Genomic DNA, 25,217 nt, shown 5'->3' with positions numbered 1-25,217 from the left:
ATCCTCCCCCTTTGGGGGAGGTGGCAGCGCGAAGCGCTGACGGTGGGGGGTGAGATGGAGGACCACACTGACGATGCAATGGGCAACGCCAAGAGATTACGACGTGAGATGTCACTGCCCGAAGTGTTGCTCTGGGCGCGGCTTAGAGGCAAGCCGATGGGCGTGAAGTTTCGCAGCCAGCATCCTGTAGCGAGCTATGTCGTGGATTTTTATCACGCACGAAAACGGATCGCTTTTGAGATTGACGGACTTTCTCACGACATGGGTGATCATCCCCAACGTGACATCAAACGTGATGCCGAATTGAGTAATTTAGACATCGAAGTGGTCAGGATACCGGCCTCTGACGTTTTGAAAAACGCAGACACTGTCGCTGAGTCCATGGTTCGTTACTGCATCGACAAACCCCCACCGTCAGGCCTTCGGCCTGCCACCTCCCCCAAGGGGGGAGGATTTACCGGAGTCGCTCACTGAAATGGACTTCATCTCAATCCTTTCGATCTTCGTGATGGCTTGCTTCGTGGGCTATTACGTGGTGTGGAGCGTCACCCCGGCGCTGCATACGCCGCTGATGGCGGTGACCAATGCGATCTCCTCGGTGATCATCGTCGGCGCGCTGATTGCCTCGGCAGCGGCGGGTAGCGCGAGCTCAAAGTGGCTGGGACTGCTGGCGGTGGTGCTGGCCAGCGTCAACATTTTCGGCGGGTTCGCGGTGACGGCGCGGATGCTGGCGATGTACAAGAAGAAGGATCGACCTGCGGCCAAGGAGGGCAACTCCTGATGGAACACGTCGCCACTCCGGCCTGGGCGATGCTCGCCTACCTGATTTCCGGGATCCTGTTCATCCTCGCGCTGCGCGGGCTGTCCTCGCCCTCAACCAGCCGCACAGGCAACCGCTTCGGCATGATTGGCATGACTATTGCCGTGGTGACGACGCTATCGCTTTCCTTTTCGGCTATTTTCACAAGCGCCTCCGACAATTACGAAGAGGGTTTCCAAAGCGCCGAGAGCTTGGTTTGGATCCTCGCCGCTATTGCCCTCGGCGGCGCAATCGGTTGGATCACCGCCCGCAAGATCAAGATGACCGACATGCCGCAACTTGTCGCGGCGTTCCACTCTCTCGTTGGACTTGCCGCAGTGCTGGTGGGTTGGGCAGCCTATCTCAATCCAGAAGCTTTTGGAATTCTCGGACCAGATGGCTTGATCAATCCTGTCAGCCGGGTTGAGGCGGGGCTCGGCATCGCCATCGGCGCGATCACGTTCTCCGGCTCGGTGATCGCCTTCCTCAAGCTTGCGGGCAAAATGAGCGGCGCGCCGATCATGTTGCCGGGGCGGCACATGATCAACCTCGGTACGTTGGCCGCGATCATCGGCCTGACTGCTTACTTCACCATGGACCAGAGCCTGTGGGTGATCGCCGCGATAACCGCGCTGTCGTTCCTGATCGGGTTCCTGCTGATCATCCCGATCGGCGGGGCGGACATGCCGGTGGTGGTTTCGATGCTCAACTCGTATTCGGGCTGGGCGGCGGCGGCGATGGGCTTCACGCTGCACAACACCGCGATGATCATCACCGGGGCCTTGGTTGGCTCTTCGGGCGCGATCCTGTCCTACATCATGTGCAAGGCGATGAGCCGCAGTTTCCTCGCGGTGATTGCCGGTGGCTTCGGCGCTGCGCCCGAGGCTGGCGGCGGCGAGGCCAAAGAGCAGCGTCCGTGGAAGCGCGGCAGCGCCGAAGATGCGGCCTTCCTGTTGGGTGAGGCTGAGACTGTGATCATCGTTCCTGGCTATGGCATGGCGGTCGCTCAAGCGCAGCACGCATTGCGTGAGATGGGCGACCAGCTGAAGGCCAAGGGTGTATCGGTCAAATATGCGATCCACCCGGTCGCGGGACGGATGCCGGGGCACATGAACGTGCTGTTGGCCGAGGCGAATGTGCCCTATGACGAAGTGTTTGAGCTGGAGGACATCAATTCCGAATTCGGCCAGTGCGATGTCGCTTTCATCATCGGTGCCAACGACGTGGTCAATCCGGCAGCGAAAACCGACAAGTCATCGCCGATCTTCGGGATGCCGGTGTTCGATGTGGGCAACGCCAAGACCGTAATGTTCGTCAAGCGCAGCATGGGCGGTACGGGCTATTCCGGGGTCGACAACGATGTGTTTTATCTGGACCAGACCATGATGTTGCTCGCCGATGCCAAGAAGATGGTCGATGATATCAACAAGGCTTTGGCACACTAGTTCGTGTTCAAATTGGCATCATGCGCGGTGCTGCTGCTGGCCACCTGCGGGCCCAGCAAGCTGGCCTATGGCCAGGTCAAGGGTGCGCTCACCGATGCCGGCCTTTCTGACCAGACGGCAGGGTGCATGGCCACCCGAATGACCGACAAGTTGAGCCTGAAGCAGCTTATCAAGCTGAAAAAGCTTAAAGGTGCCAACCGATCCTTGCCTGAATTTGTTGAGGCAGTTGGCAAGGAAGGCGATGCCGAGGCGCTGCAGGTGACGGTAAGCTCTGCTGCGCTGTGCGCCAGCGGGCTGGCTGGATAAGCTGCGGTTGACTTCCTGGCGCGCGGCTTCATCATCGCGGTTATGAGGATGCCCATCACGATTATCGCTGCGACCATCGCGCTTGCCCTGGCTGCCCCGCTCCACGCCAAAACGATTCCGGTTGCCGCAGGCGAAGGTGCGCAAAGCCGCTTGCAAGAGGCGCTGATCGCGGCTGAGCCTGGCGACGTGGTCGAACTTGGGGCCGGGCGGTTTGTGCTGACCGACGGGCTCAGCCTTGATGTGCAGGGCGTTACCGTGCGCGGCCAGGGGATGGATGCCAGTGTGCTCGATTTCAGCGGCCAGAAGGGCGCAGGCGAAGGATTGCTGGTCACGTCTGACGAAGTAACCCTGCGCGATTTCGCGGTTGAGAACACCAAGGGTGACGGGATCAAATCGAAAGGCGCCGACAACGTGGTTTACTACCGCGTCCGCGTGACCTGGACCGGCGGACCGAAGGAAACCAACGGCGCTTACGGGATTTATCCGGTATCCAGCACTGGTGTGCTGATCGATGGCTGCAAGGTTTCGGGCGCCAGCGACGCCGGGATTTATGTTGGCCAGTCGAAGGCTATCACCGTGCGGTACAATTTCGTCGAGCAGTCCGTCGCCGGGATTGAAATCGAGAACAGCCGCGATGCATTGGTGACGGGGAATATGGTGACGCGCAACACCGGCGGAATTCTGGTGTTTGATCTGCCGGGGCTGCCGGTGATGGGCGGGGGGAATACCCGGATCGAGAACAACTTGGTAGTTGGGAACGACACACCGAACTTCGCGCCAAAGGGCAATATCGTGGCGGGGGTTCCGCGCGGCACCGGGGTGATGGTGATGGCGAACGACGGGGTCTACGTTGTTGCCAACCGCCTGATCGACAATCCCACCGCACACATCATGCTGGTCGCCTATCCCAATGCCTACACGGACAAGAGCTATAACCCTTTGCCGCGCAACATCGTTTTGACCGATAATGTCTTTCGCGGCGGAGGTAACGATCCGCAGTTTCCCGGCGGTGAACTGCTGAAAGCGGCTTTCGGCGGAGCATTGCCGCCTGTGCTGTGGGATGGACTTGGCGATGCGCCGCTTGCTTTCGGCGATGCCTATGTGACGGGTTGGACGCTTAATCTGCCTCGTCAGGGCGCGGGTGTTGAAACGGCAAAGCCGGCCCCCTTTGAACTGGCCAAACTTAACCCGCGGCCATCCGTGGTTTACACCCCCGGCGGACCGGTTGTGCCTCCTCCGTTATTGGGCGCACCCGCCGCGCTAGACGCCCGGGCCCGGCCATGAGGCTGCTTGCCGCGGCCTTGCTGCTGCTGGGCGGGGCTTTGGCCGCTCAGGTTCCTGGCGCGCCATTGCCAGTGGTCAATGACCGGGCGATCACAAACGGCACTTATCCGCAAACATTGGATGGTTTCGGCTTCTTCACCGATCCTGCCGCGCGCCAGCCCACTGCAGGTGTCACGCCTTATCGGCTCAATACCCCGCTGTGGTCGGATGGAACCGAGAAGGACCGCTATGTCTATATCCCCGCAGGAATGCAGGCCAAGGCGCAGGGCGATGGGCTGCTTGATCTCCCGGTTGGTTCGGCACTGATCAAGAGCTTTTCCTATGGCGGGAAGTTGATCGAAACCCGCGTTCTGCTGCGCCGTGAAGGCGGCTGGCTGGCGCTGCCCTATGTCTGGAATGCGCAGCAGACCGAGGCCCGGCTGATGGTGGCGGGCACACGGATCGATCTGACCACGCCCGCAGGCCAGGTATTCTCCTATGCCGTGCCCAACAGGAACCAGTGCAAGGAATGCCACAAGCTGGGCGATGCGGTGATGCCGATTGGTCCCAAGGCCTCTAATTTGTCACTGGCCTGGCTGGCGGCGCTGGCCAAGGCGGGTAGGCTTGATGCGGTGCCCAAAGTGGCGCGGCGAATCCCGCTGTGGGAGAACCGGGCGAAAGTGCCAGTGGCAGATGCCGCCCGCGGCTATCTTGATGCCAATTGCGCGCATTGCCACAACCCGGCCGGTTCGGCGTCCAATTCGGGGCTCTACCTCGGCTGGCTTGAATCCGATCCCTATAAGCTAGGCGTACTGAAGCGCCCGGTCGCGGCCGGACGAGGATCCGGGGTGTTCGAATTCGATATTGTGCCCGGTGATCCCGATCATTCAATCTTGTTCTATCGGTTTTCCAGCCTTGAAGGCGGTGTTGCCATGCCAGAGCTTGGCCGTTCGGTGCGCGATTCTGCGGGAGAGGCCATAGTCCGAGGCTGGATTGCGGGGATGCGTTAAGAGCCGGGCTGGACCTCGCCGCGCTCCTCCCCTAAATGGCGGACAAACAGGGGTTTCCAACCCGGGGAGTTTCGAACTTGCGAAAAATTGGCCTGATCGGCGGCATGAGCTGGCTTTCGACCCGTACCTATTACGAGCATATCAATCGTCTGGTTCAGTCCCGCGCCGGGCTGGATCACAGTGCTTCGCTGCTGATCGAAAGCCTGGATCATTCCAAGCTTTCGCGGTTGTCGAGCCCAGACGAATGGAAGCAGGCCGCGAGCATTCTGGCTGATAGCGCCAAGCGGCTTGAAAAGGCCGGGGCCACCGCAGTGTTGATCGGGGCCAATTCGATGCACAAGGTTTATGATGCCGTTGCCGAAAGCGTGAAGGTGCCGGTGATCCACATCGCCGAATGTGTGGCGGCGCGGATGGAAGCCGATGGGGTAAAGAAGGCCGCACTGATCGGCACGCGCAACGTGATGCTGGAAAGCTTTTACCGGCAGAAATTGATCCAGCGCGATATTGAATTGCTGCCACCCGAGATGGGTTTCGTCGAAACGCTGGACCGGATCATCTATGATGAATTGCTGCTGGGCAAAGCCAGCCGCCAGGCCGAGCGCGAACTGAAAACGATCCTCACCAATCTGGAGCAGGACGGTGCCGAAGCCGTGGTGCTGGGCTGCACTGAGCTGGAAATGGTGGTCGATGTCGATGCCAATGTGCTGCCGATCTACGATTGCACCCGGATCCACGCCGAAGCGGCCGTGGACTGGATGCTGGGCGCGGGGTGAGCGCACCTTTCGCCTCCGATCCGGCGCTTAGCCGCGGCCGCGAGTTTCCAATCGAACAATCGCTGGCGCGCGGGCCGCGCAGCGCGTTTCAGCGGGACCGTGACCGGATTGTCCATTCGATTGCGTTTCGCCGGCTGCGCCACAAGACTCAGGTTTTTGTCGCGCCCGATGGAGATCACTACCGCGTCCGTCTGACCCATAGTCTGGAAGTGGCGCAGATTGGCCGGGTTGTGGCCCGTGCGCTGGGGCTGGATGAGGATCTGACCGAGGCATTGTGCCTGGCCCACGATATCGGCCATCCGCCGTTCGGCCATGCCGGAGAGGAAGCGCTGGACAATGCTTTGGGCCGGTGGGGCGGGTTCGATCACAATGCGCAGTGCCTGCGGGTGCTGATGCGGCTGGAAAGCCCCTATCCCGAACACGATGGCCTCAACCTGTCATGGGAAGTGCTCGAAGGTTTGGCCAAGCACAATGGCCCGCCGGGGCAGATCAACTGGGCCTTGGCCGAACTGGATACGGCATACCCGCTCGAACTGGAGCGTTGGCCCAGTCTTGAGGCGCAAGTTGCTGCGCTGGCAGACGATGTGGCCTATGACAATCACGATATCGATGATGGCCTGCGCGCCGGGTTTCTTGCGCTGGACGAATTGCTGACACTTGATTTCATCGCCGATCAATGGCGCGCGATTGAGCGAAAGTTTCCCTCCGCAGCGCAGGATCGGCGCCTGCGCGAACTGGTTCGAAACCAGATCGGTTTGATGGTCAATGATCTGATTGATGAAACCACGCGGCGCACCAGCGGAATCGATAGCGTTGAACAGATCCGCTCTGCCAGCGGGCCGCTGGCTGCGTTTTCCCCCCAGATGGCCGAACATGAGCGTCTGCTTAAAAACTTCATGTACGAAAAACTCTATCACCACCCGCAACAGATCCACACGGCCGAGCGCGCCCGCGCGGTAACGGCTGAACTCTATGCCGCCTATGCCCAGGACCCCAGCCTGATCGGTGAAGACTGGCTGGCCACAATTCCCGTGCAAGAGCCCGCCCGCAGCAGACACCTGGCTGACTATATCGCCGGTATGACCGATCGCTTCGCGATCGCCGCCCATGCTGCGATCTATAGCCGCACCCCCGAAGGCCTGCGCAATGTCTGATCGTCCGGCCACCCGGATTGCACTGGTCGGCGCAACCGGCCTGGTGGGGATGAGCCTGATCCGCCTGGCGGTGGGCCGCAGCGATATACGGATTGTCGGGATTGCCCGGCGTGAAGCTGCGTTGCCGCCGGGCGCAAGGATGGAAATGCTGGTTGCGCCGGCACAAGGCTGGGGCGATGCAATCGCTGCCGCCCGCGCCGATGTGCTGGTCTGCGCGCTGGGCACAACCTGGCGCAAGGCCGGCAAGGACGAAGCAGCTTTCCGCGCGGTCGATCAGGATTTGGTGCTGGCCTGCGCGCGGGCGGCCAAGGATTGCGGGGTTCGACAGATGATTGCGATCAGCTCGGTCGGGGCGGATCCGTTTTCGAAAAATTTCTATTTGCGCGTGAAGGGCGAAGTGGAACAGCAATTGGGAAAAGTCGGGCTTGCCCGGCTTGATATCCTGCGGCCAGGGCTGCTGCGCGGTCCACGAGAAGAACTGCGCCCGGCTGAACAACTGGGCCGGTTGACCAGCCCGCTGCTCGATCTGTTCCTGCACGGCAAATACGCCAAATATCGCTCGATCAGCAGCGAAGTGATGGCCCGCGCGATCATCGGCCTGACCCGCGAAAAGATGGCCGGCCGGTTCGTGTTCGAAAACGAAGCAATCCTGCGCGCGGCCAGCCGGGCCCGATAAAAACACCAGCCGGGCCCGATCATAATCATTGACCGATCGGGGAATTATTTTTCCTTATTGTTGACACAGTCCGGGCTGCCCGGCATCCCGCCGTTGTCGCTGATCGCGCGGGAGAGTTCTGATGATTCGTCAACACAATTGACGAGAAATCAGGCGCCGAAGGAGCAACCGCCCCGGAATCTCTCAGGCCAATGGACCGCGTGGATCAATAGCGATGCTCTGGAAAGAGGTGCGGCCTGACCGTACCCGCCGAAGGGGTAACCGGATCCTGATCCGGGAAAGCTCTCAGGCTTCCGTGACAGAGGGGGCACAGAATTACGCGCCAATAGCGGAGCTGTGCCTGTGACCGATGTTAACGATAGCCACGATGAATTTGTCGAACCCGAAACCCTGACCCTGCCGCTCGATGGCTGGCACCGCGCGCGCGATGGCCGGATGGTTGAATTTGCCGGATACTGGATGCCGGTTCAATACAATGTTGAGGGCGGCGGGATCATTGCCGAACACGAATGGACCCGGCAAAGTGCCGGGCTGTTTGATGTCAGCCATATGGGCCAGCTGTATCTCTCTGGCGAAGGCGTTGAAGCCGCGCTTAAGGCCATACTGCCGATCGATCTTGCCACGCTGAAGCCCTTTGGTCCGCGCTATTCGATGCTGCTGGATGAACACGGCGGGGTGCTGGACGATCTGATGGTGACCCGCTGGTCCAGCGGGTTCTACCTGGTGGTCAACGGCGCGACCAAGTGGGACGATATGGCCCATTTGCGCGAAAATCTGCCCGATGATGTCAATCTGATGCATCTGGAAGACAGCGCCTTGCTGGCGTTGCAGGGCCCCAAGGCCTTTGCCGCGCTGGAGCGGGTGACTACCGGTGAATATCCGCTTTCGGCGCTAACCTTCATGAAGGGCGGGCAGTTCAAGATCGCCGGGGTCGATGCCTGGATCAGCCGCAGCGGCTATACCGGTGAAGACGGGTTCGAGATTGCCATTCCGGCCGAAAATGCCGCTGAGATTGCCGATCTGATCTGCGCCCAGCCCGAAGTAAAACCGATCGGCCTTGGCGCGCGCGATTCGCTGCGATTGGAAGCCGGACTGCCGCTTTACGGCCATGATCTGTCGCCCGATCACTCGCCAATCGATGCCCAGCTGCTGTTCACGGTGGGCAAGCGCAGGCGGACCGAAGGCGGGTTCCTGGGCAGCGACCGGGTGCTGCGTGATCTGGCACAAGGCACGCCGCAAAAGCTTGTTGGGCTTTCGCTTGATGGCCGCCAGGCCGCCCGCGAAGGGGCCGAGGTATATTCGGGTGATCAAAAGGTTGGTGTGCTGACTTCGGGTGGTTTCTCACCCACGCTCGGTCATCCGATCGCGATGGCCTATGTTGATACCGCATTGGCCGTTCCTGGCACCGCGCTGGAAATCGACGTTCGCGGCAAGCGCCTTGCTGCCGTGGTTACTGCAATGCCTTTCGTTGCCCATCGTTATCACCGTTAAGGAGCCTCCCCATGCCGCGTTACTTTTCTGAAGACCACGAATGGATCGATGTTGACGGCGAAATCGGCACCGTTGGCATTACCGATTATGCGCAAAGCCAGCTGGGTGACATCACCTTTGTCGATTTACCTGAAGCCGGATCGAACCAGAGCAAGGGCGATGCGGCCTGCGTGGTCGATAGCGTCAAGGCCGCCAGCGATGTTTACGCGCCGGTCGGCGGCACGGTGAGCGAAGCCAACGGTGCGCTCGATAGCGAGCCTGAACTTGTCAACACCGATCCCGAAGGCGCAGGCTGGCTGTTCAAGCTTACCGTGGGCGATGCCGCAGAGCTGGACGCGCTGATGGATAGGGCCGCCTACGACGCTTACGTGGCTGGGCTGTGAATACGGCGTCCCGGACTTGATCCGGGACAGCTGGCTGCTCGCAGCGAGGCTGGCTTGTTAGGCCAGCGATCCTTGTTTTCGCGAGGGTGACGAAGGAATATTGTATGCGCTACCTCCCACTTACCGCCGATAACCGCAGCGAAATGCTCGCCGTCATCGGAGCCGCTACGGTCGATGATCTGTTCGCTGATGTTCCTGCTGCAGCACGCCTGTCTGGCCCGATCGCAGGCCTGCCCAATCACGCCAGCGAAATGGCGGTGGAACGGCATATGGCGGCGCTGGCGGCCAAAAACCTTAGTGCTGGGACGGTTCCGTTCTTCCTTGGGGCCGGGGCTTATCGCCATCATGTTCCAGCCAGCGTCGATCACCTGATCCAGCGCGGCGAATTCCTCACCGCTTACACCCCCTACCAGCCCGAAATTGCCCAGGGCACGCTGCAGATGCTGTTTGAGTTTCAGACTCAGGTAGCGCGGCTTTTGGGCACCGATATCGCCAATGCATCGATGTACGATGGATCGACCGCGTGCTGGGAGGCCGTGGCGATGGCCGGCCGGGTAACCAAACGCAGCCGCGCGGTGCTCTGTTCGGGGCTGCATCCGCACTATGTTTCGACCGTCCAGACCATGGCGAAATTCACCGGCGACACCATTGAATGGACTGCGCCGGACCTCGCTGCTGAGCCTGACACCGCGGGCGTTATTTCCAAAATCGATGATACGACCAGCTGCGTGGTTGTGCAGTATCCCGATATCCTGGGCCGACCGACCGAGCTTGCCGCGATTGCCGAAGCCGCGCAGGCGCACGGCGCGCTGCTGGTGGCTGTCGTGACCGAGCCGGTTGCGCTGGGGTTGATCGAGGCTCCAGGCAAGCTTGGCGCGGATATCGTCGTTGGCGAAGGGCAATCGATTGGCGTTGGGCTACAGTTCGGTGGGCCTTACCTGGGCCTGTTCGGGTGCCGAGAAAAGTTCGTGCGGCAGATGCCGGGGCGGCTGTGCGGCGAAACTGTCGATGCTTCGGGCAAGCGCGGATATGTGCTGACGTTGAGCACGCGCGAACAGCATATCCGGCGTGAAAAGGCGACCAGTAACATCTGCACCAATGCCGGCCTGTGTGCATTGGCGTTCAGCATCCACATGACGTTGCTGGGCGGGGAAGGGCTGGCGCAGCTTGCCCGCCTAAGCCACGCCCGCGCCCGGCAAACCGCGATCCGTTTGGCCAAAGTGCCGGGTGTTTCGGTGCTGAACAATGCCTATGTGAACGAGTTCACCGTGCTGCTGCCCACAGACGCAAGAGATGTTGTGCGGCAACTGGCAGACCAATCAATTCTGGGCGGGGTTTCGCTGGGGCGGCTTTATCCCGGCGTAGCTGGGCTGGCCAATGGCCTGGTTATCTGCACCAGCGAAATGACCACCGATGCGGATATCGAAGCGCTGGGCACGGCGCTGGAAGGAGTACTGGCATGAGCGCCACCAACGCCGCCGGATGGCGCCCAGAAATGGGAAATGCAGAAACATCGAGCCGCCCGACCAACAGCGGAGACCGCGCGCTGATGCTGGAAGAGGCGCTGATTTTTGAATTGGCTCCCCCAGGCACAACCGGCGTGGATATTGATGTGCCCAGCGCAGAGCCGATGGCTTCGCTGAGCAAGTTCATTCGCCAGGATATTGCCGCCTTGCCGGGCCTGTCCGAACCCGAAACCGTGCGGCACTATACCCGCCTGTCGCGTCAGAATTATGCGATTGATCTGGGGCCGTTCCCGCTGGGATCGTGCACCATGAAGCACAACCCGCGCCTGAACGAAAAGGTTGCGCGGATGGCGGGCTTTGCCGATGTTCATCCGCTTAGCCCGCAGCAATCGGTGCGCGGCGCGCTGGAGGTTATCAACGAGCTGGCGTTCTGGCTGATCGAGCTGACCGGCATGCACGGCGTGGCGATGACACCAAAGGCCGGCGCCCATGGCGAGCTGTGCGGGGTGCTGTGCATCAAGGCTGCATTGCAGGCGCGCGGAGAAGACCGCCGGGTAATTTTGGTCCCTGAAAGCGCCCACGGCACCAATCCCGCAACCGCCGCCTTTGCCGGTTTCGCAATCGAGAATATCCCCGCCACCGCTGAAGGCCGGGTTGATCTTGCCGCGCTGAAGGCCCGGCTGGGGCCAGATGTGGCCGGGGTGATGATCACCAACCCCAATACCTGCGGCTTGTTTGAGCGTGACATGAAAGTCATTTCCGACGCGGTCCATGCCGCTGGCGGATATGTTTACTGCGATGGAGCCAATTTCAACGCGATTGTTGGCAAGGTTCGCCCGGGCGATCTTGGCATCGATGCGATGCACATCAACCTTCACAAGACCTTTTCCACACCGCACGGCGGCGGCGGTCCGGGCTCTGGTCCGGTGGTGCTCAGCAAGGCGCTTTCGCCCTTTGGCCCGCTGCCGTTCACCGCACGTCAAGCCGATGGCACTGTGCTGTTGATCGAGGAAGAGGATGCCGCCGCTGCGCACCCGAACAGCTTTGGCCGGATGGCCGCGTTTCATGGCCAGATGGGGATGTTCACCCGCGCGTTGGCCTATATCCTCAGCCACGGCGCAGATGGGCTGGCCCGGGTAGCTGAAGATGCGGTGCTGAACGCCAACTACGTCTTGCGCAGTCTGGAGGATGATCTTGATGCGCCGTTCGGCAAAGCCGGCCCATGCATGCACGAAGCGCTGTTCAGCGATGCGGGGTTGGCCGATGGCTTCACCACGCTCGACATCGCCAAGGGACTGATCGACGAGGGCTTTCACCCGATGACTGTCTATTTCCCGCTTGTGGTCCACGGAGCAATGCTGGTTGAGCCGACCGAGACCGAGAGCAAAGCCGGGCTGGACCGTTTTATCGCCAGCTTGCGCAGTGTTGCACGGCGGGCGAAAGCGGGCGATGAAGGCCTCAAGAACGCGCCGCATTTTGCCCCGCGCCGCCGATTGGATGAAACCCAGGCCGCCAGAAAACCGGTGCTGGTGTGGAAGGGCGATCAGGAAGTTTAGGGAGAACGCGCGATGTGGTCAGCACTGTTCAGTTTCGTCAACATTGTGGCAATTGCCGCATGGCTGGTGCTGGCCGCCGCGCCGCGCACCCCATTGGTTTACAGTGTGATCCTGTACCTGGGTGTGGCGCTGCTGTGCCTGGTTTACACGGTGTTTTTTGCGCTGGTTACCACCGGCCAGCTTGATCCGGCCGCATCGCCTGGCGCGGGCCAGCCCGGCTTTGGTTCACTGGCCGAGGTTCAGGCGATTTTCCAGAGCCAGGGCGGGGCGCTGATTGGCTGGACGCATTACCTTGCGTTCGATCTGTTCGTTGGGCTGTGGATCAGCCGCGATGCCGATGCCAAGGGTTTTGGCCGATTGATCCAACTGCCGTTCCTGTTCGCAACCTTCATGGCTGGCCCGATCGGGCTGTTTGCTTGGTTGATCGTTCGCGAACGTGCGGCGCGGCGCACTGCGAAGGGGCAGGTTTGAACTACCGTATTGCCCGGTCACCTGCTTCGCCAACCGATTGAATATCACGGCCAAGGCCTTTCACCGTGTTGCAGGCGGCAAGGCCCAGCAGCATTGAAGTGGCGGCAAGTGAGAGGGCGATTGTGCGCAACATGGTATAGTCTCCGGATGGCTCCCCAATTCCGCAGACTATGCGCCAGCCCTTACGCAACCGTAACCATCAGGCCTTCACGCTGCCGCTCATTCCGCACCGCTGGCCGCAGCAGGCGGTGTGCGGCGATAGAGCTGGTGTTCGCGCCAGGCGATTACCGCGCCGGCGGCAATGATCACCGGGGCGCCCAGCCAGGTTGCGGCTGAGGGCATATCATCCCACAACAACCAGCCATATAGCGTTGCCCAGACCAACGATGAATAGTCCATCACCACCACGCTGGCGACCTGGCCATAGCGCAGCGCCGCCGTTAGCAGCAGCTGACCCACCAGGCCAAGCACGCCGCCTGACAGCAGCAGGAACCACTGCCAGGTGCTGTGCGGGGTATAGAAGAATGGCAAAGCCACGAGCAGGATTGGCGTGGACAGCGCAGCGAACCAGAACACGATCGACAAGGATTCTTCGGTGCGGCTGAGATCGCGCACCTGGATCGAGATCAGTGCCACCATAAAGCCTGCGCCCAGTCCGACAAAGGCACCAAGCGGGGTCAATGCCTCTTGGCCGGGCTGGGCAATGATCATCACCCCGGCAAACCCCAGGGCCACCGCCAGCCAGCGCACCGGGCCAACCCGTTCCTTGAGCAGCAAGACTGAAAGGATCACGGCAAAAACCGGTGTGGTAAAGCCAAGCGCGGTCGATTCAGCCAGCGGCATCAACAGCGGAGCGCCAAAAGTAAACCCCATGCCGGTAAGCCCCAGCATAGCCCGGCGGGCATGAACCGGAAGCCGCCTGGTTTTCAGCCGTTGCAATTGGCTGCGCCCTGCCAGCCAGCCCAACACCAGCACAATCGTGGGCAGCTGCCGCCAGAACAATATCTCTGGAAAGCGCACCCCGGTTTCAGACGTGAACTTGACCAGCATGAACAGCGTGGAAAGCACCAGCGCCGCCATCAGCCTGAGGGCCAGCGCATAAAGCGGGCGCTGCCGGGGCGGGGTGGGCTGGACAGACTGCATCGGCTGGCTCTAACGCGCAGCCATGGACTGGCAAGCAGACATATCGCACTGGCTCACCGCCGATTGGGTGCGCTACCTGCTGTTGCCGGGTATTGCCGCACTGATCCTGTCGATCATCGGCTGGCGCAAGGAACGCGCCCGCAAGAACCGCACCAATCCCGATGCGGTGCCGCTGCTGCCGTGGCGCGATATCTCGTTCTGGGCGAGTTTTGCGGCGATCCTGCTGCTGATTGCAGCGGGCTACAGCGCACTCACAAGTTAGAGGCAGGCTTCCAGATAAGCCTGATCAAACCCGAACATCCGGGCTTTTTCCAGCGTATAGGGGCGCAAGCCTGACGAGCGATATTCACCGATGATCTTGCCGTCGTCGCTTTCGTCAAGATATTCGAACTTGAACAGCGATTGGGTCACGATCACTTCGCCTTCCATCCCGATTACCTCGGTGATTTCGGTGGTGCGGCGCGAGCCATCGCGCAGGCGCTTTACCTGCACAACCAAATCAACCGATTCAGCGATCTGTCGGCTGATTGCTTCCTTGGGGATCTTGATGTCGCCCATCAGGATCATGTTTTCCATACGGCCCAGGCACTCGCGCGGGCTGTTGGCGTGAAGCGTACACATCGAGCCATCGTGGCCGGTGTTCATCGCGGCGAGGAGATCAAAGCATTCTGCTCCGCGAATTTCGCCCAGGATGATCCGGTCAGGCCGCATACGCAGCGCGTTCTTGACCAGATCGCCGATGGTGATTGCGCCCTGGCCTTCAAGGTTGGGTGGGCGGGTTTCCAGTGGCAGCCAGTGCGGCTGCTGCAGCCGAAGTTCGGCGGCATCTTCGATCGTCAAAACGCGCTCACCCGGGTCGATCATTTTTGACAGGGCGTTGAGCATGGTGGTCTTGCCCGATCCGGTGCCGCCCGAGATGACGATATTCATCCGGCAAGCGCCGGCAATTTTCAGCGCGGTTGCCATCTTCTCGCTCATCGAGCCAAATTCTTTGAGCATGTCGATGGTGATCGGCTTTTCGGAAAACTTACGAATCGAGATCGCGGTGCCGCGCAAGGAAAGCGGCGGTACGATCACGTTCACGCGGCTGCCGTCCTTCAGGCGGGCGTCGGCCAGCGGGGTGGTCTGATCGACGCGGCGGCCGACCTGGTTGACGATTCGCTGCGCGATTTGGAACAGGTGCTGTTCATCGCGGAACTGGATCGGGGCAAGCTGCAACTTGCCCTTCTTTTCGATGTAGGTCTGCAGCGGCCCGTTGACCATGATATCGGAGATATCAGGATCTCCCAGCAGCTCTTCCAGCGGACCGAAACCCAAAAGCTCGTCGATCAGTACCTTTTCCAGCGCGAACTGTTCGCGCCGGTTAAGCGTCACCTTCAGCTCGGCCAGCACTTCCATGATGATCGGACGGAATTCTTCCGACAGCTCATCCTTGCTAAGCGTGGCCGCGGCTTCGGGATCGACGCGTTCGAGCAGGCGCGGCAGCACCTGTTCCTTGATCTTGTGAACCGACGCTTCAAAGCCTTCGGCAACGTGATGGCCTTCGACCACGCCGTTGACGCGGTCTTGCAGCCGGGTCATCGCATCGTTGCGCTGGTTGTTACCGCCGCCCATATCCATCGGCGGCAGAGCGGCACCGGTATCCTCACCGGGTAGCGGCGGGAACTGCTCTCCACCCAGCGGTGCTGCCTGTGCAGAGGAACCGCGCGCGGGATCTGCGCCGCCCTTCATCGGACGCGCGACACCGAACTGCGGGCGGGCTCCCTGTCCAGCACCTCCACGGCGGCCAAATGCGCTCATCGTTCCCTACCTTCATAGTTCGGGTCATCATGCCAAAGATATGGCTAGCCCGTGATTTATCGTCATGGTGAATAAGTCGGAAACTTTGAAGAAACCCTAATGCCGGGCGGAAAGTTTCAAGCTGCCGTAATTCAAGCGAAATCTCCGCTTCCCATCCGGTCAGGGCGGCCGTGCTGGCCGACAGGCGCGCCAACCGTGGCGCAAAGCCAGCCAAGCCGCTACAGCGCGGGTTCACCTTTTGGAGCCGATAGGGCATCGCGATGAAAAAGCTGTTTCTGGCCATGCTGCTACTGGCAGCGCCGCTCGCCGCCCAATTGCCCGTAAACGCTGCCTTGCCGGCCTGGCTGGCTGGTAGCTGGACCATGGAAAGCGGCGCGAACTGGGCTGACGAGGTGTGGATGAACCCGCGCGGCGGGGTGATGCTGGGGATCAGCCGGGGCGGGTTCGGGCCTGAGTTGCAACATTGGGAAAGCGCGCAGATCCGTATCAAGAATGATGGCACCATCAGCCATTTTTTGCAGCCGCAGGGCAAGGCGGCGGTAGAATTCCCGATGGTGCTGGTCAGCGATGATGCGATCGAATTTGCCAATCCGGCTCACGATTATCCGCAGCGGATCCGCTATTGGCGGCAAGGCAAGCTTTTGATGGCGGAAGTTTCGCTGATCGACGGCAGCCGCGCAGAACGTTGGAATTTTCGTCCGGTGGTACCGCCGCGCGATCAAGTGGAGTAAGCCATGCAGACCCGAAAATTCACCCAGGTCGATGTGTTCACCGCGGTTCCCTTCAAGGGCAATCCGGTTGCCGTGGTCCTTGATGGGGAAGGGCTTTCCGATGCGGAAATGCAGACGTTTGCCAATTGGACCAACCTGTCCGAAACAACCTTCGTGCTGCCTGCATCCGATCCGGGCGCAGATTACCGTGTGCGGATATTCACGCCCAAGGCCGAATTGCCCTTCGCCGGGCATCCGACGCTGGGCACAGCCCACGCAGTTATCGCGGCGGGGCTCGCAAGCCCGCGTAACGGGCGGCTGGTGCAGCAATGCGCAATTGGACTGGTCGATCTGACGGTGAATGAAACAAGCCTTTCGTTCCGGCTGCCGCGTTATTCGGTGACCGAACTGACCGATCCTGAAGCGCGTGCTTGGCTGGGAGAGGGGGTCAGCCTGGTCGGTCAGCCACAGGCGGTTGATGTCGGGCCGGTCTGGCTGGTGGCGCAATTGGTAGACGTTGCTGCGCTGGAGAATCTGGCACATGATCCGGCGCGGCTGACCCGCTATTACGAAGCTACGGGGATGACGGGGGCAACGCTGTTTGCCGCCGAAGGCGCGCATCTTGTCGTGCGCAGCTTCGCCCCCGGCGATGGCATTCCCGAAGATCCGGTTTGCGGCAGTGGCAACGCAGCGGTTGCTGCGTTTCGGTTGCTGGCCGGGCAAATCGGATCGGGCGACAGCTATATTGCCAGCCAAGGACGACAGGTTGGCCGTGATGGCTATATCAATGTCCGGATTGACTGCGCCGATGTGCACGTTGGCGGGCAATGCGTGACCTGCGTTGAAGGGGTGGTTTTACTCTGATGGTAAACAGGCTTGCTAGTGTTTAGCGCTGGGTAGTATTCACGAATCACAAGAAGCGAGTCGTCATCCACAAGGAGACGATTTGCGTGAGGCGGAACGCCCACAGCCAGTTCTTGGTCTAAGACCAAAGCGCTTCCTGATTTTACCTAATCATTGGAGACGCCAGCTATGGCCAAAACATTGCAAACGATTCGACGGGCTAAATTTGTAATTCAGCAGGGCCAGTGTCATTACTGTGGGTGCAGCATGTGGGAGGGCAGGCCCTCCGTTCAACAGGCACGGATAGGGAAATTTGCTCAACAAATGCGCTGTACTGCGGAGCATCTCCGTGCGCGATCTGACGGAGGCGGAAACGCTTACGACAACATTGTTGCTGCTTGCCATTGGTGCAACAGGTTGCGTCATGCCCGACCAGTGCCATTGTCTGCTGATGCCTTCAAAGTTTTGGTCCGCAAACGGGTTCAGAAAGGAAAATGGCATCCAGTTCGATTGGAAACCCTTGCATGAACGAAAAGGGCGGCCCAACGGACCGCCCTTTCGGATCTCAAGTCAGGCCAGAAATCCTCAGCCTTCGACGCGTTCGGCCAGGATTGTCAGGCCGCTGTCACCGACTTCGGCAAAGCCGCCGGAAACGCGGATTTCCTCTGGCTGGGCGCCATCGGTCTTGTAGATCCGCACTGTGCCATCGCGCATCGTGGTCATGAATGGCGCGTGGCCCTCCAGCACGCCTTCCTCACCTTCGGTGCCGGGGACAACGACCATATAGACGTCGTCCGAACGGACCAGGCGGGCAGGGGTGACGAGTTCGAAGTGGAGTGCCATGATAGTCTACGCGTCCTCAGCCAGCTTCTTGGCCTTTGCCACGGCTTCATCGATCCCGCCGACCATGTAGAAGGCGCTTTCGGGCAGGTGATCGTATTCGCCATCAACCACCGCCTTGAAGCTCTTCACGGTGTCTTCCACCTGGACGAATTTGCCCGGGATGTTGGTGAACACTTCGGCAACGTGGAACGGCTGGCTGAGGAAGCGCTGGATCTTGCGGGCGCGGGCCACAGTCAGCTTATCTTCTTCCGAAAGCTCGTCCATCCCCAGAATCGCGATGATATCCTGCAGGCTCTTGTACTTCTGCAGCGTTTCCTGAACCCGGCGCGCGGTATCGTAGTGTTCCTGGCCGACAACCGCCGGGGTCAGCACGCGGCTGGTGGAATCGAGCGGATCGACTGCCGGATAGATGCCCAGTTCCGAAATCGCGCGGTTCAGCGTGGTGGTTGCGTCCAAGTGGGCGAACGAAGCGGCCGGGGCGGGATCGGTAAGATCGTCGGCCGGAACGTAAATCGCCTGCACCGAGGTGATCGAGCCCTTGTTGGTCGAGGTGATGCGTTCCTGCAGCTGGCCCATGTCTGTGGCCAGCGTCGGCTGATAGCCAACCGCCGAAGGAATACGGCCGAGCAGCGCCGACACTTCTGAACCGGCCTGGGTGAAGCGGAAGATGTTGTCCACGAAGAACAGCACGTCCTGGCCTTCCTCATCGCGGAAATATTCGGCCATGGTCAGACCTGAAAGCGCCACGCGGGCACGCGCGCCCGGGGGCTCGTTCATCTGGCCGAACACGAGAGCGACCTTGGAACCGTCCGGCGTCGGGTTGCCATCCTTGTCCTTGGCGATGACGCCTGCATCGAGGAATTCGTGGTAGAGATCGTTGCCTTCGCGGGTGCGTTCACCCACGCCAGCAAAGACCGAAACCCCGCCGTGGCCCTTGGCGATGTTGTTGATCAGTTCCTGGATCAGCACGGTCTTGCCCACGCCCGCACCCCCGAACAGACCGATCTTGCCGCCGCGCGCATAAGGCGCGAGCAGATCGATTACCTTGATGCCCGTCACGAGGATCGCAGCTTCGGTTGACTGGTCGACGAACAGCGGGGCATCGGCGTGGATCGGGTTGCGCTTGGCAGCGTTAACCGGGCCTTGCTCGTCAATCGGCTCACCAATCACGTTCATGATCCGGCCCAGCGTCATCGGACCAACCGGCACCGAGATTTGCGCGCCGGTGGCGGTGACGGGCTGGCCGCGGGTGAGGCCATCGGTCGCGTCCATCGCGATCGTGCGCACGGTGTTTTCGCCCAGATGCTGTGCCACTTCGAGAACAAGGCGGTTGCCATTGTTTTCGGTTTCGAGAGCGGAAAGGATCGCCGGCAGCTCGCCGGTGAAACTCACGTCAACAACGGCGCCGATGACCTGGCTGATCTTGCCGGTGGCGACACTGGTGGCAGCAGCCTTGGGGGCTGCCTTTTTGCGGGTGGTGGTCTTGGCGGCGGTGGCCATGGTCAGTTTCCTTGCCTTGAATTACGTTGGAGCGCCTAAGCGCCCACAATTGTCTGTTGCTACAGCGCTTCTGCGCCCGCGATAATTTCAATCAATTCAGTGGTGATCGCGGCCTGGCGGCTGCGGTTGTACTGGATCGTCAGCTTGTTGATCAGATCGCCGGCGTTGCGCGTGGCGTTGTCCATCGCGGTCATCGAAGCGCCTTGCTCCGATGCCTGATTTTCCAGCAGCGCGCCAAACAGCTGGGTGCGCAGATAGCGCGGCAGCAGCGCGGCGAGGATTTCGCCTTCGTCGGGTTCGTAATCAACCGCGCCCGAAGCGCCGGTGGCAGCTTCGGCCTTGGGCGTGGGAACGGGCACAATCTGTTGCTGCGTGGGCACTTGCGCCAAGGCGCTTTGGAAGCGCGCGTAGAACAGGTGGGCGATGTCAAATTTGCCATCGTCATACAGCGCCAGCAATTCTGCCGCCACAGCTTCGGCCTCAGCATAGCCCGGTTCGCGAACCGCGGTGGTATCGAAGCTGGCCAGGATCGCCTTGGGATAGGCCCGGCGAATTACCGCGCGGCCTTTGCGGCCAACCAGGTAGAACAGCACGGTCTTGCCCTCGGCTTCAAGCGCGCGCGCCGCGATCAGGGCCGCCTTGACGATGTTCGAATTGAACGCGCCGCACAGGCCCTTGTCGCTGTTGGCCACTACCAGCAGCTGGATCTGGTCTTTGCCAGTGCCCGCCAGCAGCTTGGGGCTGCTTTCGCTGACGGTCACTTTGCCCGCGATTGAGGCCATGACGCCAGCCAGACGGGTGGCATAGGGACGTGCAGCCTCAGCCGCAGCCTGCGCCTTGCGCAGTTTGGCAGCGGCGACCATCTGTTTGGCCTTGGTGATCTTCTGGGTCGATTTGACCGAGTTGATCCGACCTTTGAGTTCCTTAAGCGAGGCCATGAAGCCTTACCCTTTCAAGTGGATCAGGCGAACTGCTTCGCGAATGCGTCAAGCGCGGCAACGGTGCCCTTTTTGGCTTCGTCACCAAAATCGCGGGTGTCGCGGATCGTTTTCAGCACCTTGGCATGCTTGTCACGCATGAAGCTGAGCATTTCAGCTTCATAGCGAACCACATCGCCGGCCGGGATGCCATCGAGATAGCCGTTGGTGCCGGCGAAGATCGACACGGTCTGCTCTTCAAACGGCAGCGGGCTGAACTGCGCCTGCTTGAGCAGTTCGGTCAGCCGCGCGCCGCGGTTCAGCAGCTTCTGGGTCGAAGCATCAAGATCTGAGCCGAACTGGGCAAAGGCCGCCATTTCGCGGTACTGCGCCAGCTCCAGCTTGATCGATCCGGCCACCTTCTTCATCGCCTTGGTCTGGGCAGCGCCGCCAACGCGGCTGACCGACAGACCGACGTTGATCGCCGGACGCACGCCCTGATAAAACAGGCCGGTTTCAAGGAAGATCTGGCCGTCGGTGATCGAGATCACGTTGGTCGGGATATAGGCCGAAACGTCACCGGCCTGGGTTTCGATGATCGGCAACGCCGTCAGCGAACCGCCACCCTGCGAATCGTTCATCTTGGCGGCGCGTTCGAGCAGGCGTGAGTGCAGATAGAACACGTCACCGGGATAGGCTTCACGGCCCGGCGGGCGGCGCAGCAGCAGCGACATCTGGCGGTAAGCCACAGCCTGCTTGGAAAGATCGTCATACACGATCACGGCGTGCATGCCGTTATCGCGGAAGAATTCGCCCATGGTCGCGCCGGTGTAGGGGGCGAGGTATTGCAGCGGGGCGGGTTCCGAAGCGGTTGCGGCAACGACGATCGAATATTCCATCGCGCCGTTTTCTTCGAGCTGGCGCACGATCTGCGCGACAGTCGAGCGCTTCTGGCCGACCGCGACATAGATGCAGTACAGCTTTTTCTTCTCGTCGTCGCCTTGGTTGGCTTCCTTCTGGTTGATGAAGGTATCGATCGCGACGGCGGTCTTTCCGGTCTGGCGATCGCCGATGATCAGTTCGCGCTGACCGCGACCGACGGGAACGAGCGCGTCGATTGCCTTGAGGCCGGTCTGAACCGGCTCATTCACCGACTGACGCGGGATGATCCCCGGAGCCTTCTTTTCAACGCGCATCCGCACGGCGTCCTTGATCGGGCCCTTGCCATCGATCGGGTTACCCAATGCATCAACCACGCGGCCGAGCAGGCCCTTGCCGACGGGAACGTCCACAATCGTGCCGGTCCGCTTGACCACATCGCCTTCGCGAATTTCAGCGTCCGAGCCGAAGATCACCACGCCGACATTATCGGCTTCGAGGTTGAGCGCCATGCCCTTAACCCCGTTGGCGAATTCGACCATTTCGCCGGCCTGGACATTATCCAGACCGTGAATGCGGGCGATACCGTCACCCACCGAAAGCACCGAGCCGACTTCCGAAACCTGGGCTTCGGTGCCGAAATTGGCGATCTGGTCCTTGATGACCTTCGAGATTTCTGCGGCGCGGATATCCATTACGAATTAGCCTTTCATCGACTTTTTACTGGCGTACAGGCTTTTCAGCCCTTCATCGCCTGCGCGAGAGTGTTCAAACGGGTGCGGATCGAGCTGTCGATCTGGGTCGAGCCGATCCTGACGATCAGGCCGCCAAGCAGGTCGGGATCGACTTTGGCGGTAAGTTTCACTTCCTTGCCTTCGCGTGCGCGAAGCTTGGCCGCGACTGCCTTTAGTTGGGCATCGGTCAGGGCATGGGCACTGGTTACTTCGGCAGCCAGCTCGCCGCGTGCGGCGGCGGCAATCGTGGCGAAGGCTGCAACAATTTCAGGCAATTTGGCCAACCGGCGATTATCGGCCAGCGCGCCAAGAAATTTGGTGGTTAGCGGGCTTAGCTTCAGCAGCTTGCCCAGGCCGGCCATGGTTTGGGCGGCCGCATCGCGGCTAATCCGCGGATTGCGAATCAGTCCGGCAAGGTCAGCAGAGCCGAGAATCGCCTGGCTGACTTTTTCAAGATCGCCTTCAACAGCGGAAACCGCCTTGGTCTCTGCCGCCAGTTGATAAAGCGCAGAGGCATAACGCCCTTGCAAACTTGCGGTAATGCCGCCGGAAATCTCCACGCGCTCAGGTTCCTTGCATCGGGTGCATTGGCGGGGCGGATCGGCGTGCAAAGCACACTTTCACCCCTGTGACGGGGGCGCGCATAGCCATGATTGTGCTGCGATGCAAGGTGGGGCAAGGAACTTCCCTAATAGGAATGCGGCCAAGGGGATTTAGGATGGGCGATTGGCTCAATTTGACGATGGCGGATGGGCACGCGATGCCGTGCTATCATGTGCCGCCCAAAGGTGATCGGCGCGGCGGTCTGATACTGGTCCAGGAAATTTTCGGGGTGACCGAACATATCCGCGAGCTATGCGATGAATACGCCAGCGATGGCTATGAAGTGATCAGCCCGGCGCTGTTCGATCGGCAAGAGCCGGGCTGCGAACTGGGCTATTCCGGTGCAGACTGGGATCGGGCGGTGCAGATCGCGCGGGTTGAGCATGATTGGGATCAGGGGCTTGATGATACTGGCAGCTGTGTTTCATGGATGAAACTGCGGGGCGGCCCGGTGTTCATGGTTGGCTATTGCTTTGGCGGATCGGTATCGTGGCGGATGGCGCAGCTGTCAGACGATCTGGATGCGGTCAGCTGCTATTACGGCGGATATGTTGCAACCAAATTCGCCGACGACGCCCCCAGATGCGCCGCGATCACCCATTTTGGCCGGTACGATTCGATGGTGCCGATTGAGCCGGTTGAAGCGCTAATCGAAAAGGCCCACCCCACCGCGCAGCACTTTATCTATGAGGCTGGGCACGGCTTCAATTCTGATCGGCGCAAGGACTATCATCCCGAAAGCGCGGAATTGGCGAAAGAGCGGACGCTGATGCTGTTCAAGGCGCTGGGAGGTTAGGATTTGGCCAAGATACTCATCATATTGCCTTCGTCAGACTATGATCCAAGCGAAGTGGCCCTGCCATGGCTGGTCTGGACCGAGGCCGGGCATGCGATCACTTTCGCTACCGAGAACGGCAAAACGGCCTATGCCGATCCGGTCACGCTGACGGGCGCAGGTCTTCCGCGGCATGCCGCATCGCTCAAGATCCGGCTTGAGGGGGAGGCGGCCTATGCCCGGATGATCGCCAGCGCGGAGTTTCTGATACCGATCACCTGGGCCAAGGCGGGCGCCAAACATTACGATGCGCTGCATTTTCCAGGCGGACACGGGCCGGGGATGCGCAGCTATTGCGAAAATGCCGAGGTGTTCCGGCTCGCCAAAGAGGCTTTTGCCGCGGACCAGCCGGTCAGTGCGATCTGCCATGGGGTGCTGCCGCTGGCCCGGGCCGGGGTGCTGCGCGGGCGGCGCACCACGGCGTTGACCCACATTATGGAAGAAATTGCGGTGCGGCTGACCCAGCGGGTCTTGCCGGGCCACTACCGAACCTATCCGATCAGCGTGGAAACCGAAGTGAAGCAGCGGATCGGCAAGGCCGGCACGTTTGCGCGCGGCGGCCTGTTTCCGCGCTATTCCGGCGCGCGGGCGCCCGGGGCGGGGTTTGTTGTGCAAGACGGCAACTACCTGTCGGCGCGCTGGCCCGGCGATGCCTGGACACTGGCCTTGCGGTTGGTTGAACTTTTGCACACAACGCCGATCAAGGGAGAGAAGCCATGAAAGTCGCACCGCTATCCGCAGCACTGGGCGTCGAAGTGACCGATGTTCAACTGGCCGATCTGGCAGGCGCATCGCTCGACGCGCTCAAGCGTCAGGTGTTTGAAAACGGCGTCGCGGTTATCCGTGATCAACAGCTGTCACCCGATCAGCACATCGCCTTTGCCAAGCGCTGGGGCGGGATCGACGTTAATCCGTTTTTCCCCACCAACAGTGGCTGGCCTGAAATTGCCGAAGTGCGCAAGGCCGAAGAGCAGAAGGACAATATCGGCGGCGGCTGGCACACCGATCACAGTTTTGATTCCGTGCCCGCAATGGGATCGATCCTGGTCGCGCGCGAACTGCCGCCCAGCGGCGGTGATACGCTGTTTTCCAGCATGGGCGCGGCCTATGATGCGCTGTCAGATGGGCTGAAGGCCACGCTTGCGGGGCTGAGCGCAGTGCATACTGCCGATCATATCTATCAGCCGGGCGGATACTATTCGCATACCGATCTGGCCGATGAGATGACCGGGCAGGAACTTTCAACCCGGGCCGTTCATCCCGTGGTGATCCGTCACCCGGTGACGGGCCGCAAACTGCTCTACGTAAACGGGGCATTCACCACCCATTTTGAAGGCTGGACCCGCGAAGAAAGCCTGCCGCTGCTGGGCTATCTTTACAGCGTTGCATCGCGCGAGGAGTTTCAGTGCCGGATTGAATGGCGGCCGGGCTCGGTCGCGATCTGGGATAATCGGGCAACCTGGCATCTGGCACAGAATGACTATCACGGCCACCGCCGGGTGATGCACCGGATCACATTGACGGGCGATCCGCTGGCAGCTTGATCGGCTTTGAGCGCAAGGGCCGGGACGCAGCAAGCGGCAGAGGCGAGTAGCCCGGTTGCTCAGCAGCCGAGGA

The 25,217-nt window shown here is 60.8% G+C and carries 29 protein-coding genes and 2 riboswitches; of the genes, 21 read left to right on the top strand and 8 right to left on the bottom strand.

Annotated elements, in window-relative coordinates; genetic code table 11:
- The 14 genes from ABL914_RS06865 to ABL914_RS06800 form a co-directional block, all read left to right on the top strand.
- Nucleotides 1–474 (top strand): endonuclease domain-containing protein (locus tag ABL914_RS06865; RefSeq protein WP_391562427.1); only part of this gene is annotated, 474 nt, incomplete at its 5' end.
- A gap of 1 nt (nt 475) precedes the next feature.
- On the top strand, nt 476–781 hold the full coding sequence (locus ABL914_RS06860; RefSeq protein WP_391562426.1) for an NAD(P) transhydrogenase subunit alpha: 306 nt from the start codon (nt 476–478) through the stop codon (nt 779–781).
- Entirely contained in the window at nt 781–2,244 is a 1,464-nt protein-coding gene (locus ABL914_RS06855; protein WP_391562425.1) for an NAD(P)(+) transhydrogenase (Re/Si-specific) subunit beta, read from the top strand. The genes ABL914_RS06860 and ABL914_RS06855 overlap by 1 nt, the downstream gene beginning before the upstream one ends.
- 3 nt (nt 2,245–2,247) lie before the next feature.
- Nucleotides 2,248–2,550: a hypothetical protein gene (locus ABL914_RS06850; RefSeq protein ID WP_391562424.1), complete on the top strand. Its 303-nt coding sequence runs from the start codon at nt 2,248–2,250 to the stop codon at nt 2,548–2,550.
- 42 nt (nt 2,551–2,592) lie between these two features.
- On the top strand, nt 2,593–3,834 hold the full coding sequence (locus ABL914_RS06845; protein WP_391562423.1) for a parallel beta-helix domain-containing protein: 1,242 nt from the start codon (nt 2,593–2,595) through the stop codon (nt 3,832–3,834).
- The gene (locus ABL914_RS06840) at nt 3,831–4,823 is read left to right on the top strand and encodes an SO2930 family diheme c-type cytochrome (protein ID WP_391562422.1); all 993 of its coding nucleotides are present in this window, start codon (nt 3,831–3,833) and stop codon (nt 4,821–4,823) included. Before ABL914_RS06845 ends, ABL914_RS06840 begins: the two co-directional genes overlap by 4 nt.
- 104 nt (nt 4,824–4,927) lie before the next feature.
- Nucleotides 4,928–5,596: an aspartate/glutamate racemase family protein gene (locus ABL914_RS06835; RefSeq protein WP_391562421.1), complete on the top strand. Its 669-nt coding sequence runs from the start codon at nt 4,928–4,930 to the stop codon at nt 5,594–5,596.
- Nucleotides 5,593–6,750 carry a deoxyguanosinetriphosphate triphosphohydrolase gene (locus tag ABL914_RS06830; protein WP_391562420.1) on the top strand — a complete coding sequence of 386 codons (1,158 nt, stop codon included), beginning with the start codon at nt 5,593–5,595 and terminating at the stop codon, nt 6,748–6,750. Before ABL914_RS06835 ends, ABL914_RS06830 begins: the two co-directional genes overlap by 4 nt.
- Nucleotides 6,743–7,426 (top strand): NAD(P)H-binding protein, encoded by a 684-nt coding sequence (locus tag ABL914_RS06825; RefSeq protein ID WP_391562419.1) that lies wholly within the window; start codon nt 6,743–6,745, stop codon nt 7,424–7,426. The genes ABL914_RS06830 and ABL914_RS06825 overlap by 8 nt, the downstream gene beginning before the upstream one ends.
- Nucleotides 7,427–7,524: 98 nt before the next feature.
- Nucleotides 7,525–7,635: riboswitch (glycine riboswitch) on the top strand.
- Nucleotides 7,636–7,738, top strand: a riboswitch (glycine riboswitch).
- 30 nt (nt 7,739–7,768) lie between these two features.
- Nucleotides 7,769–8,917, top strand: a complete 1,149-nt coding sequence (gcvT, locus tag ABL914_RS06820; RefSeq protein ID WP_391562418.1) for a glycine cleavage system aminomethyltransferase GcvT — start codon at nt 7,769–7,771, stop codon at nt 8,915–8,917.
- A gap of 11 nt (nt 8,918–8,928) precedes the next feature.
- A complete protein-coding gene (gcvH, locus tag ABL914_RS06815; RefSeq protein ID WP_391562417.1) occupies nt 8,929–9,300 on the top strand; it encodes a glycine cleavage system protein GcvH in 372 nt (123 codons plus the stop codon).
- A gap of 104 nt (nt 9,301–9,404) precedes the next feature.
- The gene (gene gcvPA / locus ABL914_RS06810; RefSeq protein WP_391562416.1) at nt 9,405–10,763 is read left to right on the top strand and encodes an aminomethyl-transferring glycine dehydrogenase subunit GcvPA; all 1,359 of its coding nucleotides are present in this window, start codon (nt 9,405–9,407) and stop codon (nt 10,761–10,763) included.
- Entirely contained in the window at nt 10,760–12,322 is a 1,563-nt protein-coding gene (gene gcvPB, locus ABL914_RS06805; RefSeq protein ID WP_391562415.1) for an aminomethyl-transferring glycine dehydrogenase subunit GcvPB, read from the top strand. The genes gcvPA and gcvPB overlap by 4 nt, the downstream gene beginning before the upstream one ends.
- Before the next feature lie 12 nt (nt 12,323–12,334).
- A complete protein-coding gene (locus ABL914_RS06800) occupies nt 12,335–12,793 on the top strand; it encodes an ABA4-like family protein (RefSeq protein ID WP_391562414.1) in 459 nt (152 codons plus the stop codon).
- A gap of 1 nt (nt 12,794) precedes the next feature.
- Here the strand turns inward: ABL914_RS06800 and ABL914_RS06795 are convergent, their stop codons facing one another.
- Together ABL914_RS06795 and ABL914_RS06790 are read right to left on the bottom strand one after the other, a co-directional pair.
- A complete protein-coding gene (locus tag ABL914_RS06795) occupies nt 12,795–12,926 on the bottom strand; it encodes an entericidin A/B family lipoprotein (RefSeq protein WP_391562413.1) in 132 nt (43 codons plus the stop codon).
- 86 nt (nt 12,927–13,012) lie between these two features.
- Nucleotides 13,013–13,936 carry a DMT family transporter gene (locus ABL914_RS06790; protein ID WP_391562412.1) on the bottom strand — a complete coding sequence of 308 codons (924 nt, stop codon included), beginning with the start codon at nt 13,934–13,936 and terminating at the stop codon, nt 13,013–13,015.
- Between the two features lie 22 nt (nt 13,937–13,958).
- On the opposite strand from ABL914_RS06790, the gene ABL914_RS06785 reads away from it, so the two are divergent.
- On the top strand, nt 13,959–14,198 hold the full coding sequence (locus ABL914_RS06785; protein ID WP_391562411.1) for a hypothetical protein: 240 nt from the start codon (nt 13,959–13,961) through the stop codon (nt 14,196–14,198).
- Here the strand turns inward: ABL914_RS06785 and ABL914_RS06780 are convergent.
- Nucleotides 14,195–15,736, bottom strand: a complete 1,542-nt coding sequence (locus ABL914_RS06780) for a CpaF family protein (protein WP_391562410.1) — start codon at nt 15,734–15,736, stop codon at nt 14,195–14,197. The genes ABL914_RS06785 and ABL914_RS06780 overlap by 4 nt on opposite strands.
- A 260-nt stretch (nt 15,737–15,996) precedes the next feature.
- On the opposite strand from ABL914_RS06780, the gene ABL914_RS06775 reads away from it, so the two are divergent.
- From ABL914_RS06775 to ABL914_RS06765, 3 genes are all read left to right on the top strand, one after another.
- Nucleotides 15,997–16,467: a DUF6265 family protein gene (locus ABL914_RS06775; RefSeq protein WP_391562409.1), complete on the top strand. Its 471-nt coding sequence runs from the start codon at nt 15,997–15,999 to the stop codon at nt 16,465–16,467.
- 3 nt (nt 16,468–16,470) lie between these two features.
- Nucleotides 16,471–17,310, top strand: coding sequence for a PhzF family phenazine biosynthesis protein (locus ABL914_RS06770; RefSeq protein ID WP_391562408.1), 840 nt, complete (start codon nt 16,471–16,473; stop codon nt 17,308–17,310).
- 168 nt (nt 17,311–17,478) lie between these two features.
- Complete coding sequence (locus ABL914_RS06765) at nt 17,479–17,817, top strand: HNH endonuclease (RefSeq protein WP_391562407.1); 339 nt, start codon at nt 17,479–17,481, stop codon at nt 17,815–17,817.
- Nucleotides 17,818–17,874: 57 nt separating this feature from the next.
- On the opposite strand, the gene ABL914_RS06760 is transcribed toward ABL914_RS06765, so the two are convergent.
- The 5 genes from ABL914_RS06760 to ABL914_RS06740 are packed head-to-tail and all read right to left on the bottom strand — an operon-like array spanning nt 17,875 to nt 22,722.
- Nucleotides 17,875–18,132 (bottom strand): ATP synthase F1 subunit epsilon, encoded by a 258-nt coding sequence (locus ABL914_RS06760; RefSeq protein ID WP_391562406.1) that lies wholly within the window; start codon nt 18,130–18,132, stop codon nt 17,875–17,877.
- Between the two features lie 6 nt (nt 18,133–18,138).
- Nucleotides 18,139–19,632 (bottom strand): F0F1 ATP synthase subunit beta, encoded by a 1,494-nt coding sequence (gene atpD, locus ABL914_RS06755; RefSeq protein WP_391562405.1) that lies wholly within the window; start codon nt 19,630–19,632, stop codon nt 18,139–18,141.
- A gap of 59 nt (nt 19,633–19,691) precedes the next feature.
- Nucleotides 19,692–20,570 (bottom strand): F0F1 ATP synthase subunit gamma, encoded by an 879-nt coding sequence (locus ABL914_RS06750; protein WP_391562404.1) that lies wholly within the window; start codon nt 20,568–20,570, stop codon nt 19,692–19,694.
- Nucleotides 20,571–20,593: 23 nt separating this feature from the next.
- Nucleotides 20,594–22,123, bottom strand: a complete 1,530-nt coding sequence (gene atpA, locus ABL914_RS06745; protein WP_391562403.1) for a F0F1 ATP synthase subunit alpha — start codon at nt 22,121–22,123, stop codon at nt 20,594–20,596.
- A 44-nt stretch (nt 22,124–22,167) separates the two neighbouring features.
- On the bottom strand, nt 22,168–22,722 hold the full coding sequence (locus ABL914_RS06740; RefSeq protein ID WP_391562402.1) for a F0F1 ATP synthase subunit delta: 555 nt from the start codon (nt 22,720–22,722) through the stop codon (nt 22,168–22,170).
- A gap of 158 nt (nt 22,723–22,880) precedes the next feature.
- Here ABL914_RS06740 and ABL914_RS06735 point away from each other — a divergent pair, with 158 nt between their 5' ends.
- The 3 genes from ABL914_RS06735 to ABL914_RS06725 are packed head-to-tail and all read left to right on the top strand — an operon-like array spanning nt 22,881 to nt 25,144.
- Nucleotides 22,881–23,561, top strand: a complete 681-nt coding sequence (locus ABL914_RS06735; RefSeq protein WP_391562401.1) for a dienelactone hydrolase family protein — start codon at nt 22,881–22,883, stop codon at nt 23,559–23,561.
- 3 nt (nt 23,562–23,564) lie between these two features.
- A complete protein-coding gene (locus ABL914_RS06730) occupies nt 23,565–24,320 on the top strand; it encodes a type 1 glutamine amidotransferase domain-containing protein (RefSeq protein WP_391562400.1) in 756 nt (251 codons plus the stop codon).
- Nucleotides 24,317–25,144, top strand: coding sequence for a TauD/TfdA dioxygenase family protein (locus ABL914_RS06725; protein WP_391562399.1), 828 nt, complete (start codon nt 24,317–24,319; stop codon nt 25,142–25,144). Before ABL914_RS06730 ends, ABL914_RS06725 begins: the two co-directional genes overlap by 4 nt.
- Nucleotides 25,145–25,217 lie beyond the last annotated feature (73 nt).

Source organism: Novosphingobium sp. (genome assembly GCF_040079535.1).
In the GTDB taxonomy this organism is placed as follows: Bacteria; Pseudomonadota; Alphaproteobacteria; order Sphingomonadales; family Sphingomonadaceae; genus Novosphingobium.
The sequence above is the reverse complement of the archived record's forward strand: the minus strand, read 5'-3'. Positions and strand labels throughout refer to the sequence as shown.

What these genes read in the sequence shown, in the direction of transcription:
- ABL914_RS06860 (WP_391562426.1), top strand. Translation starts at nt 476, where the DNA reads ATGGACTTCATCTCAATCCTTTCGATCTTCGTGATGGCTTGCTTCGTG.
- ABL914_RS06855 (WP_391562425.1), top strand. Translation starts at nt 781, where the DNA reads ATGGAACACGTCGCCACTCCGGCCTGGGCGATGCTCGCCTACCTGATT.
- ABL914_RS06845 (WP_391562423.1), top strand. Translation starts at nt 2,593, where the DNA reads ATGAGGATGCCCATCACGATTATCGCTGCGACCATCGCGCTTGCCCTG.
- ABL914_RS06840 (WP_391562422.1), top strand. Translation starts at nt 3,831, where the DNA reads ATGAGGCTGCTTGCCGCGGCCTTGCTGCTGCTGGGCGGGGCTTTGGCC.
- ABL914_RS06835 (WP_391562421.1), top strand. Translation starts at nt 4,928, where the DNA reads ATGAGCTGGCTTTCGACCCGTACCTATTACGAGCATATCAATCGTCTG.
- ABL914_RS06825 (WP_391562419.1), top strand. Translation starts at nt 6,743, where the DNA reads ATGTCTGATCGTCCGGCCACCCGGATTGCACTGGTCGGCGCAACCGGC.
- gcvH (WP_391562417.1), top strand. Translation starts at nt 8,929, where the DNA reads ATGCCGCGTTACTTTTCTGAAGACCACGAATGGATCGATGTTGACGGC.
- gcvPA (WP_391562416.1), top strand. Translation starts at nt 9,405, where the DNA reads ATGCGCTACCTCCCACTTACCGCCGATAACCGCAGCGAAATGCTCGCC.
- gcvPB (WP_391562415.1), top strand. Translation starts at nt 10,760, where the DNA reads ATGAGCGCCACCAACGCCGCCGGATGGCGCCCAGAAATGGGAAATGCA.
- ABL914_RS06800 (WP_391562414.1), top strand. Translation starts at nt 12,335, where the DNA reads ATGTGGTCAGCACTGTTCAGTTTCGTCAACATTGTGGCAATTGCCGCA.
- ABL914_RS06795 (WP_391562413.1), bottom strand. Translation starts at nt 12,926, where the DNA reads ATGTTGCGCACAATCGCCCTCTCACTTGCCGCCACTTCAATGCTGCTG.
- ABL914_RS06790 (WP_391562412.1), bottom strand. Translation starts at nt 13,936, where the DNA reads ATGCAGTCTGTCCAGCCCACCCCGCCCCGGCAGCGCCCGCTTTATGCG.
- ABL914_RS06785 (WP_391562411.1), top strand. Translation starts at nt 13,959, where the DNA reads ATGGACTGGCAAGCAGACATATCGCACTGGCTCACCGCCGATTGGGTG.
- ABL914_RS06780 (WP_391562410.1), bottom strand. Translation starts at nt 15,736, where the DNA reads ATGAGCGCATTTGGCCGCCGTGGAGGTGCTGGACAGGGAGCCCGCCCG.
- ABL914_RS06775 (WP_391562409.1), top strand. Translation starts at nt 15,997, where the DNA reads ATGAAAAAGCTGTTTCTGGCCATGCTGCTACTGGCAGCGCCGCTCGCC.
- ABL914_RS06770 (WP_391562408.1), top strand. Translation starts at nt 16,471, where the DNA reads ATGCAGACCCGAAAATTCACCCAGGTCGATGTGTTCACCGCGGTTCCC.
- ABL914_RS06765 (WP_391562407.1), top strand. Translation starts at nt 17,479, where the DNA reads ATGGCCAAAACATTGCAAACGATTCGACGGGCTAAATTTGTAATTCAG.
- ABL914_RS06760 (WP_391562406.1), bottom strand. Translation starts at nt 18,132, where the DNA reads ATGGCACTCCACTTCGAACTCGTCACCCCTGCCCGCCTGGTCCGTTCG.
- atpD (WP_391562405.1), bottom strand. Translation starts at nt 19,632, where the DNA reads ATGGCCACCGCCGCCAAGACCACCACCCGCAAAAAGGCAGCCCCCAAG.
- ABL914_RS06750 (WP_391562404.1), bottom strand. Translation starts at nt 20,570, where the DNA reads ATGGCCTCGCTTAAGGAACTCAAAGGTCGGATCAACTCGGTCAAATCG.
- atpA (WP_391562403.1), bottom strand. Translation starts at nt 22,123, where the DNA reads ATGGATATCCGCGCCGCAGAAATCTCGAAGGTCATCAAGGACCAGATC.
- ABL914_RS06735 (WP_391562401.1), top strand. Translation starts at nt 22,881, where the DNA reads ATGGGCGATTGGCTCAATTTGACGATGGCGGATGGGCACGCGATGCCG.
- ABL914_RS06725 (WP_391562399.1), top strand. Translation starts at nt 24,317, where the DNA reads ATGAAAGTCGCACCGCTATCCGCAGCACTGGGCGTCGAAGTGACCGAT.